This is a genomic window from uncultured Aquimarina sp. (assembly GCF_947492965.1).
In the GTDB taxonomy this organism is placed as follows: Bacteria; Bacteroidota; Bacteroidia; order Flavobacteriales; family Flavobacteriaceae; genus Aquimarina.
The window spans coordinates 26,616-37,558 of the sequence record NZ_CANLOZ010000018.1 but is presented as its reverse complement, the minus strand read 5'-3'; the positions used below and the strand labels follow the sequence as shown (position 1 = coordinate 37,558).

Here is a 10,943-nt window from a genome sequence, read left to right as displayed (position 1 = left end):
TGTACGCTTCTTCCTTGGTTCTTCTGAATGTGTCATAAATAAGTCTAAATTACGTCAACTTATTTCAGGACGAGACATTATAAATAAAAAAGTCAGACTTTGTAGGTCTGACTTTTTTATTTATAATTTTTAAGAAGCATTAAAAAACTCCTCTAAATATGCCCCAAGTGTATAGGATTCAGGAATATCCATCTTCTTTTTAATTCTACTTCGAGAAGTTTTTACAGTATCTGCAGAAACTCCTAAAATACCAGCAGTTTCTTTAATTGATAAATTAAGTTTTGTAAAAACACAATATCTAATTTCGGTATTGGATAATTGAGGATATGCTTTTTTAAGTTGGGTGATGAGACCAGGATATCTAGATTCTACTCTATCTTGAATTGCAAACAGATCATCACCTGACATCATTAACCCTCTCAATTTGTCCTTAAGGTTTTTTATTTGGGAGGTTGATTTATCGAACTTATCCATTTCAGTTTTTAACTCTTCAAACATTTTTTGGCGATTTGTTATTGCTGCAACAGTCATATTCAATTCGTTTTCTCTTAGTTGGATCTTATCTTCCAATAACTTCTTCTCTGTTTTCTTGAGTTTAGTTATTTCTTTATTTACTCTTATATTTTTTATTAATAGAAAAAAACACAAAACTCCTATTAGGGATAAAAGTGTCACTCCAATGATAATATTGAACTGTCTTTTATTTTTCGTAACCAAAAGCTTATTCTCTATATCCAGCTGTTTATTCAAAAGTTCTTCTTCAATTAGCTTAAAACCTATTTCGTTATTTTTGATTATTTCCTTATTATTTAAAATTGTTAAACTGTCTTTAATCGCATAATACTTATCCTTGCTTTCTTTTGCTTTTTTCCATGAGTTTTGTTTAGCATATACTTCGGAAAGCTTATGAAAACTATCCATATTCTTTCGATCATCTTTTTCTCTCTCTATGGATTTTAAAAAAAGTATCTCGGCATCTTGTAATTTATTCAACCCTAAATAAATCATACCCAAATAAAAATCTTTGTCCCAATTATACTCTTCACTTATCAAATGGTATATTTTTTCCGCTTTTATATTTTCATTTTGGAGCAAATAAACATCACACATACTTTTAAGGATATCATTTTTAATCAATTCATGATTATTGCTCTTAGTTAATTCCAACCCTTTTTCTAACCATATTATTGCATCATCAAATTTTCCTTGCCTTTTGAGATTCAAAGCAATATTCTGATGTAGTTGACTATAATGAATCGTAGCAGAATCAAAATTTGGATCCTGTAAGATTTTTATGTAGTATTGATGAGCCAGCTCATAATCCCCCAACAAACTATAGGTAGATGCTATATTTATTTGTAATGCCCTTAATATAGTTTTATGTTTATTGGAATCCTGTTTTTTATAAAAATCATATGCCTTTAAATTTACTTCTAGGGACTTTTCATAGTTCTTAATTTTCCCATAAATACTTCCTAAAGACAAATAAGAATTATGCAATTCTTTATCCAAATTATTCTCTTTACAAAGTTTTATAGAACGATTCACATGATAAAATGCACTATCAACGATATCATGCTTTCTATAATAAAAGCTTAATATCATATGTGCTTTACTCATTCCAACAAAGTATTCGATATCCGAACTCATATCTAAAACTTCCTTTAGCTTTTTAGGATCATTATAATTTTTGTCTAATGAAGATATTAGGCTATCAATCCTTTTCGCTTTAGAAAGATTATTTTCTTTCTGAGCTAACGTAAAATTGGATATAAAAAATAAAAAGAAAAACACTTTCAATATTCTTTGAAAACTATTCTTCTTCCTATGTACAAATGTTGTTTTAATAATTAACTGATTTAATTTTAAGAACGACTTGAAATAAATTAGATACTTCCCTCCTTTAAATAAAGAAAAATAACTGACTTTATTTTTTAAAAAGTAACACTAACACAAAAAATAAAAAGCAAAACACTGATTTTCAAACATTTAATATCTAAAAAGTTTACAATGTTTACATTTTATCAACCTCAGAATATGAGTTTGATTACATCAAATCAACCTACATAGTATAAAAAACAACAATCACCAGTGCTAAATTTGCAATCTAAAACGACGATCTATAATTAAATCCAGAATTAATTATAAAAGTCTTTTCATCAAATTATATGAACCTTAAACTAATAAATTATTAATTAAATTTTTCTAGCGCAAAATACAATCTTTCCTACCCTAGTATTAATTCGCAAATTACTGCAAGTCCTTTAAAAACAAAAATTCTTTAGTTAAACAACACCTAAAGATGCTCTTTACTAGTTGTAAATACCTAAGAGGTATACATATTAATACTAACGTAAACAAATGCCATGAAAAAAATTAATCTAAAAAGATGTATTCATCTTTTACTGACCCTTATCTGCTTCTCATTTTCTGGAAAAGCTCAAATGTTGGATATGAGTGCAATTATTCCAACCAATACTGCTACTCATAAAGTAATGAATTCTGGATATTGGGACGATCCTAACACTTGGGATTCAGGAACGGTTCCTGGTTTATCCTCTATTGTAATTATACCTCAAGGAAAGTATGTAACCTATAACGTCAATAGTAATGCTCACATATTCGCCATACGAAACGATGGTAAAATGATTTTTAGAGCTCCAGCAGGTGCTAGAAGAAAACTAATAGTAGATACCTTTTTTTGTGGTATGATGTCAGAATTAGATATCAAAGCTGATCAACCAGCAGATGGTACTATTGATATTCATTTTAAGGCATTCGATATTGAAAAAAAGAAAAATGGTCAAATTGGTGGAAGTCGATGGAATGCGCAAGCTAGAAGTCATTATTCTGATGGAAAACGAATGAACGATCATTTTGGAAATCGATTATTTACTGATGGACCTGGAGTTTTAGGTAGATATGAATGGGACCCAACACAAGCTTCATTAGGGTTGATGACTATGGGAATAGTGAATATTTTTGGTAAGGAAAAAACTCCATTTTTACGAACTACCAGACCTACAGCGAGAAGAAGAAATAAAACAACTCTTGAAGACACTCCTATAAATTGGAATATAGGAGACGATGTGGTTTTATCAGGTACTCAAGGTATATTTAGAGTTAGAAATGATGGTATCAGAACACAGGATGAAGAATTCGTAATAGAAGCCATCAATGAAGCGACCAATGAGGTAACTTTTAATGCGCAAACAAGAAACTCGCACCAAGGAATACCAGAGGCAAACCTTTTTTGTCACCTATCAAATTTAACCCGAAACATTACTTTTAAATCCATAGATTTTACCGATAACAATAACAATATAAATGATGACATTACCCGTCGTGGTCATACCATGTTTATGAATACTACCAATGTTAAAATTCATTTTGCAGCATTCAAAGATCTTGGTAGAAGTAATAAACATAATATCCTTGATGATTTTAAATATGACTTAAGAAAAACAGGTGAGTTAGATGAAGATGGAAAGCCATTTGTTAGAATACGAAATTTTGTTGAAGAAAAAGCCCTACCTCAGAATATTGAGAATCAAAGAGGAAGATATGCAATGCATTTTCATAGAATGAAAGATTCTCAAACCAGAATGGCAGAAGCGCATGGATTGGCTGTTTGGGGTTCTCCTGGTTGGGGTATGGTACATCACGATAGTCATGCTTCTTTTGCCAATAATGTCGTTTATTTTATCGATGGATCTGGTATGGTTGCAGAAAGTGGTTCTGAAACTGGAATCTGGGAAAACAACCTAGTTACAACTGCAAGACCAGATGGAAGAAACTACTACTTTGCCGACATGGATCGAGATGCTCCTTCAGCTCTAAACTCTATTGTATCAGATTTATTAGATGATGATTTTAGAATTGGTGAAGCCTATGGATTACAAGGTAGAGCAGTAAGAATGGTAAATAACGTAGCTGCTTCATCAAGAGAAGCTTATGCCTATGATGGTGGAGGAACAGTGCTAAGCATTAGAGATAAAGTAAGAACCAACGTATATCCAGAAAACCTTTTTCCTCTACAAGATTATGTAGATCCAGCAGCTGCACCATTATTAGAATTCAATAACAATGAAGCATATGGATGTAGTAGTGGATTTAGATCCAAAGATAGAGCTGCTCAAGCTTTTCATCACAGATTGTCCATAATAGATAACCACACTACATGGAATACAGGTAGAGCCATGTATATTACCACCAATTTTGGATATATGGTTCGTAACGGAAATTATTATAATGGCGACAGTGCGGGTCTTATAGGTGGTGACTTGGATAATCTATGTTTGGTAAATACAACATTTCATAATTGGAGAGGTGATGGATTTACCGATGGTCGTGGAACCGATTCCAACCCTCAACATAAACTTAATTTTATAAATGTAAAAATCCCCGGATTCGATAGAAATAGAATCTATAGACAACTAGACCGAAGTAACGAAAACGTATACAACGCTTCTGTATTGGATGCAAATGTAGATGTAACTTTTAGTAGAGGTAGTAATATGGATACTAAAATTAATACAAATACAGGTGATTACACTGCTGTGGTTAATGGAATGATCACCGATCGACTAGGAACGTACCCTTTTGGACATGCATATGCTAGGAGATTCCCAACCATTAGAAATAGAACCTATGATTTCAAAAACAAAGAAACTCTTGAAAATTATATAAAAACTTATGGTATAGAAGAAGATGATCTAGGTACTTACACTACTCTCACCGAATTTATAACAGATAGAGGAACGGGTGAGACTTTTGGTATAGATTTTAGAATCAATATTATTGGACTTAATGCTGAAGATTATAGAGATAATAGAGCTCCAGAGCTAACCATGATTAGCCCTAATGAAGATGAACCATACTTTGAAGGTGATAATCTTATTGTACGTGCGGAAGCAAATGACCCAGATGGAGAAATTAGAGAGGTTAGACTATATCTAAATGGAGAATTAATCCGTATTGATACAGAAGCGCCTTACGGATGGGGTGGAAATGAAAAACTTCAAAATCTAACTGCTGGAAACTATCGAGTGCGAGTAGTTGCCATTGATAATGAAGGATTAAAAACTAAAAAAGTTATGATAATCCAAGTATTACCAGAATCATTAAAAGAATCTGGATTTGGTGACGAAAACAATAAAGAAGCTACTTTAATGATATCTCCTAATCCTGCTAAAGGTACTTATGTCAATATATTTCAAAAAGGAAATTGGTATTTAAGATTGTATGATATTACCGGAAAGCAAATCATGAATTTAAACCCAGATAATCAAGCTATTAGCTTAGATGTTTCTAGTTTGCCTAGTGGTATTTATATTTTAAAATCTGATAATACTAGTCAAAAACTTATAATCAATTAAGGTAACTAAAAAAAACGGTTCTATAATAAAGATATAGAACCGTTTTCAATATCAAATGATTCAGTTCTAAGAAAGTTATAAGAATATTGAACACAAATTGATCATAAAAAATTAAAAGTTCAATTCTAGCACCAATGATACAAATCACACTTTAAAACCTATTAACTAAATGAAAACTATAAACTATTATAAAGTACTATCAATTAAACTATTATTGGTATTTACTTCCTTAATACAAGCTCAAGAATCAATACAAATTGATATTGACTATAATAACAGCCAAAAACTTGAAAAAGGAGTGTATGGCTTAAACAATAATACCTCTTCACGTCCATATTACCTTAGTCATAGCGGTTTTATCTCTAAGTATGAAGAATTAGGAAAACCTGTAATGCGATTTCCTGGAGGAACCAATAGCAACTATATTAATTTAAAAACTGGATTTGCCCAATTATGGAATGGAAACGATGACAAAGATAGAGACAGGTTCAATAGTATTAATAAAGGATTCGAAAAAGCCGGAAAAAAACAATCAGGAGAAGATTACAGGCAATATGCTAAATTCTTATCCACAACCAATGGATCGAGCACTTTCGTAGTAAATATAACTACCATGTCTGTAAATGACACCAAAAACGTGCTTAATAATATTAAAAACCTTGGTGGTAATATTGATTTTTTTGAAATAGGAAATGAATTATATTACAATCAATACAAAGCGCCTATTCCTAATATAAATACTTATATACGAAGAGCAAAGAATGTAACTGAGGTCATAAAAGAAATTTTTCCAGAAGCAAAGGTTGGTGTTTTAGTACCAAGTAGTCCATATACCAAAGAATCCTTTTTAGACGGCCCTCCTGATACTGGTAATAGACAAGAATTATGGTATGATGCAATTAAACAAGATAGATTCTATGATGCCATAGTAGTTCACTTATATTCAACAGTAGGAATGAAAGGAATAACATCAACCAATGAATTTATACCTTTTGAAGAAGCATATACGCACTCTATTTCACATGCAGATAAAAAATTTACTGAAGCTATTTCTAAATACAAAACTGATTTTCCGAATGCAAAGATTTGGATAACAGAATATCATGTAGGTGGTTTTTCTGGTATTATTAGGCAGTATAGATTAAGAGAATCTTATTTAGGTGGACTTTTTACCGCAAATTTCATGTTCAAAATGTTCAAAGAAAATCAGATTACCATGAGTAGTTGGCATTCTATGGTGCAAATGTTAACCTATACAGGTAAACGTGGAGAGTTATTACCCGATGACCATAATTTTGGGACTTTAGTTAATTACGACTTTTTTAAATTTTTCAGAGACCCAATAAAAAATGCTAATCGCTTTATTCCTGCAAATTTTGGAAACATTAAAAAATATCAAGGAACTGGAGAATACGAAGGTACATTTGAAGATGTAGAAGGTGGAGTGTTTTATAACAACACTAATAAAAAAGGAACCCTGATGATCTTTAACAAGAAGAATACTAATTATAAAATAAGTAAATCAGCATTAGAAAAAACGTTACAAGGAACAATTACGAATGTTATAGAAATAGCTCCTAAACAAGATCTTCTTTTAGAAGAGGCCCTAAATTCTTCTGAGGAAAAATCTCTTGGCGAAATTACCTCCAATAACGGTAACTATAGTATTCATAAATATGCCATATATAAGATAAATTTTGTAAAAACTGAAGAACAAAATATCGCTCCAGAACTTACGATATTGCAACCAACAGATACGAATACTTATTTTGAGGGAGACAATCTTGTAGTTAGAGCAGATGCTAATGACCAAGATGGAGAAATTAGAGAGGTCAGACTATATCTAAATGGAGAATTAATCCGTATTGATACAGAAGCTCCCTACGGATGGGGAGGAAATGAAAAACTACAAAATCTAGCTACCGGAAACTATCGAGTAAGAGTAGTTGCTATAGATAATGAAGGACTAAGAACTAAAAAAGTTACCATAATCCAAGTATTACCAGAATCATTAAAAGAATCTGGATTTGGTAACGAAAACAATAATAAAGCTACTTTAATAATATCTCCTAATCCTGTTAAAGGTACTTATGTAAACATATTTCAAAAAGGAAATTGGTATTTACGACTATATGATATTACGGGAAAACAAATCATGAATCTAAATCCAGATAATCAAGCTATTAGCTTAGATATTTCTAATTTACCTAGCGGAGTATATATTCTTAAATCCGATAAAACTAGTAGTAGGTTTATTATTCGCTAATTTCAAAAGATTAAAATTTAATATTAAAAAAACCGAATGTAAAAACATTCGGTTTTTTTGTCCCCACTATTATAACTAACTATTAGAATTTCCCCCAAAATTCTAATAAATTGTTTCTTCCTTTTCTAAATACACAGGTTTATCTATGTATAGCATGGCTACAAGCCTTAGGAAGTTCTCTTAAAAATTTTTTTAAAAACTTAAAATTAATACGAAATGGTTTCATAATATCTTGTGTAAAGTTGTTTAATAGAATTTGGATTTTAATACGGTGTAAAACTAACTGCTCTAATGATCTTGCGAAATACGTGAAAACACTTGAATTTCGTCTTTACTTATAATTTGTCTCTTATTATCTATGAATAGCGTGACTACTAGCTTTAGGAAGTTCTTGTAAAAAATCTAAAATAAAACGAAAGTTAATGCCTAATAAGTTCATAATATTATCTGTGTAAATGGTGAATATCTTTTTATTTATATTTCTGGTACAAATATACTTCAGGAAAACACACAGCACAATGGGGGAAAACACCCGAAATTCATAGTGACAATCCCCCTTTTCAAAATAAAATACTGATAATCAATTATTTAAAACTATTTAATAATTTTAAAAAACAAGATTTATTATCTAAACTTTAATACTATCTTTAAAGTAACAATCATATCAACCAAAGTGAACTACTAAAACTAAGATCTAAAAAATGAAGCAGTTATTTCTTCTATTACTTTTAATATTACAATTAATCGGATGTAATCAAAATACATCGGAAGAAGTTAAAACTGATACAGAAAACCCCAACTACATAAGTCATCGTAATTTATTAAACACTGAATTCACGAAACATAATTTCAAAACCGAAAAGCAGTGGGATAGTCTACACAATATCTCAATTAAAAAGAAAAATCATCCAAATAGTACACTGCTTCCAGGTGTACGAACCTTTGGATGGCATATCTATCCAAACGGATCAATGTATAAAAATTATAATTTTTCATTGTTATGGGGTGTTTCCTATTTTTCTTATGAAATACAACCTAAAACAGGAAGTTATAAAAACATTCATCAGTGGAAAACTACTGCTCTTATAGATAGTGCAAAAACAAAAGGATGTAAAGTTTTTTTATCTGTTTCGAACTTTGGAGCTAAAAACAATCGTATTTTCTTAGAAAACAAAAAAGCTCAAAAAGTATTAGGAGATAGTTTAGCTATTCTATTAAATCAGCGATCTGCAAATGGAATAAATATTGATTTTGAAGGTGTTTCTAGAAAAAACAGAAAGCAATTCTCTCAATTTATTATCAATATTTCTAAACATTTGAAAGAAGTAAATCCAAACTACCAGGTTTCTTTATGTCTTTATGCAAAAGATTGGAATGATATTTTTGATATTAATGCTATAGATACATATGTTGATTTTTATACTTTAATGGGATACGATTACTTTGGTAGTTTTAGCAAAATTACCGGTCCTGTTACACCATTTGCAAAAACCAAAAAATTTGGAAAAGGATTACAATCTTCTATTGATTATTATTATAACAAAGGTGTACGTTTTGACAAACTCATTGTAGGATTACCCTATTATGGTGCAGAATGGTATACGAAAAAACCAAAAATAGGAAGCACCGTAAATACATTTAAATCGCATCCGCGCTATCACACTATTAAAAGCACCTATATAGATTCATTAAAGATTCCTGTCCAATTTGATCCCAAAAGCTCTTCTAGTTATATGGTTATGAAAGATTTTAATAACGAGGAATACAGACAGCTTTTTTTTGAAGATGTGAAATCTTTATCTATAAAATATGATTGGGTTAAAGAAAAAAAGATTTCTGGTATTGGTATTTGGGCTTTGGGATATGATGAAGGATACGATGAATTGTGGGATTTGATAGCAGAAAAATTTTCAAAATAACTGAACATCTACAAACGCATACGGCATTTTTTGAAAAATATTTGATAGCTATTTCATTTTGTGAAACAGAAAAGTATCTTCATTTTTGTAGTTAATAAATCTTACCTACCATTAAAACTAAAGTATCTATAAACAAGTTCTCTAAGGCACCTGTACAAACAAAAAAAAGAATCGAAATCTTAGATGTTTACAGAGGTTTTGCAATTCTTGGAATTTTTGTTGTAAACATAGTTATCATGAATTCCACTTTTCTAAATCAAGACGAATTCGCTAAACAATGGACTTCTATTATAGATCAAATTTCCGAAAAAATTTTACAGCTATTCTTTTACACAAAGTTTTTCCCGATTTTCTCTTTATTGTTTGGTCTGGGGATTTCGATGCAGGCCATTAAAATGTTAGACAAAAATATGTTGTCATTTTCTTTTTTTAGAAGAAGAATGCTCTTTTTATTAATTATAGGTGTTTTACATATAATTTTATTATGGTCCGGAGATGTACTCAACCTATATGCTATATTAGGACTATTTATTACATTATTAATAAAAAAATCAAACAAACTAGTCCTCACTCTTTCTACTATCTTTCTATTATTTCCTTTTTATGATCAACTTTTAGTTTTTTTGTTTGATTTTATAAACTTCAGACCTGAGACCTACTTAATGGAATATACTGGGACTACAGTAAATCAAATCATAAAGAATGGTACTTATTTTGAAGGAATGAAATTACGATTGCTGGAATATCTTTACAATATTCCTATGCTTTTTGGTTTTTTAGCACCTGTAGCGATATCAATGTTTCTTCTTGGTTTATACATCGGAAAAAACAAAATCAATGAAAATTTAGATGTTTTTATAATTAAGATTAAAACACCAATGTTATTAATTACCATAATTTCTAACATTTACAGATTAGTTTTTCTTTTTATACTTCCAGAATATGAGGTTTACAATAATGAATATTTCAGACCAATATTCATAAAACTAATGGTACTTTCTGATGTGTGTATGGGCTTATTTTACCTTTGGGGAATTGGATGGCTTTGGTACTATTCTAAATTAAAGAAGATTTTATCTCCTTTAAAATATGCAGGAAGAATGGCATTAACCAACTATGTTACACAAAGTTTAGTAGGTCTTATCTTATTTAGCTCTGTTGGTTTTAAACTTTACGAAACTCTAAGCCCATCTGTTGCATTAGGAACAGCATTTATTGTTTTTATCTTTCAGCTGATACTTAGTAAAGTATGGTTAAGTTATTTTAGTTTTGGTCCTTTAGAATGGATTTGGAGATGTCTTACGTACAAGAAAGTATTTCCAATAAGAAAAGCTTCGTAAATATTAAACCCAGCTACGCATGTAGCCGGGTCAATATTTC

Annotated in this window: 5 protein-coding genes; 4 read left to right on the top strand and 1 reads right to left on the bottom strand. The window is 30.4% G+C overall.

Going from position 1 to position 10,943, the window contains the following annotated elements; all coding sequences use genetic code 11:
- Positions 1 to 129: 129 nt before the first annotated feature.
- Positions 130 to 1,794 (bottom strand): tetratricopeptide repeat protein, encoded by a 1,665-nt coding sequence (locus Q1B37_RS23665; RefSeq protein WP_299903194.1) that lies wholly within the window; start codon positions 1,792 to 1,794, stop codon positions 130 to 132.
- 572 nt (positions 1,795 to 2,366) lie between these two features.
- Here Q1B37_RS23665 and Q1B37_RS23660 point away from each other — a divergent pair.
- The 4 genes from Q1B37_RS23660 (at position 2,367) to Q1B37_RS23645 (ending at position 10,903) form a co-directional block, all read left to right on the top strand.
- The gene (locus Q1B37_RS23660) at positions 2,367 to 5,378 is read left to right on the top strand and encodes a T9SS type A sorting domain-containing protein (RefSeq protein ID WP_299903191.1); all 3,012 of its coding nucleotides are present in this window, start codon (positions 2,367 to 2,369) and stop codon (positions 5,376 to 5,378) included.
- Positions 5,379 to 5,547: 169 nt separating this feature from the next.
- Complete coding sequence (locus tag Q1B37_RS23655; protein ID WP_299903189.1) at positions 5,548 to 7,644, top strand: Ig-like domain-containing protein; 2,097 nt, start codon at positions 5,548 to 5,550, stop codon at positions 7,642 to 7,644.
- A 701-nt stretch (positions 7,645 to 8,345) separates the two neighbouring features.
- Positions 8,346 to 9,563: a glycosyl hydrolase family 18 protein gene (locus Q1B37_RS23650; protein WP_299903187.1), complete on the top strand. Its 1,218-nt coding sequence runs from the start codon at positions 8,346 to 8,348 to the stop codon at positions 9,561 to 9,563.
- 236 nt (positions 9,564 to 9,799) lie between these two features.
- Entirely contained in the window at positions 9,800 to 10,903 is a 1,104-nt protein-coding gene (locus Q1B37_RS23645) for a DUF418 domain-containing protein (protein ID WP_299903185.1), read from the top strand.
- Positions 10,904 to 10,943: the final 40 nt, after the last annotated feature.